Source organism: Vibrio sp. 1402 (assembly GCF_033340275.1).
The window spans coordinates 1-560 of the sequence record NZ_JAWOWE010000555.1; the positions used below are offsets into that span (position 1 = coordinate 1).

The following is a 560-nucleotide window of genomic DNA, read 5'->3' on the forward strand; positions in this document are numbered from 1 at the left end:
TTTTCTGACTAATTTTGAAAGTCACCGGCGGACATAAAATTCTATTATGTTCAGCGTAAGAACGAATAATTCAAATTTATTACATCCCTTTCATTCTGGAGTGTTCGAAAGGGATGCGGAGAAGAACACAAATGAAAAAGCAGCATTGGCGACGCCGTTCGCTTTTTCCTGACAGCATTGTGACGCAAAGGAAAGTCACTGTTTTGCAAAGAGGAGCACGATACGAGAGTGCGTCTCAGCCATCACAGGATCTCAATGTTGTCCACGTGAATCACCGACAGCTGTTGAGTGAAGGTGTGCTGAATGACGACCAGTTATCGTTGTTGCAACGCTTGTTGGACAGAAGTGTGGTGGACAGTTTGTGCGCCTGCCAATTGGTGAAAACGTATTTGAGATTGGGCACATCGATTGACCGTTTTGCCATGCGTCTGTTTTTAGAAATTGGCGCTCAGTTAAGTGACAGTCAACGAGTGGCGACCTTTGAGCAGAGGCTCGAATACATCAACTCTCGATTGGGCTTTCGCTTTAATTTGGCCACGCCAAAAACGCTGATCCTTTGT

At 45.2% G+C, this 560-nt stretch carries 1 pseudogene; it reads left to right on the plus strand.

Annotated features, from left to right (window positions below):
- Positions 1-113: 113 nt before the first annotated feature.
- A pseudogene (esxD, locus tag R7044_RS27220) lies at positions 114-560 on the plus strand (type III secretion system regulon anti-activator ExsD); the annotation flags it as partial.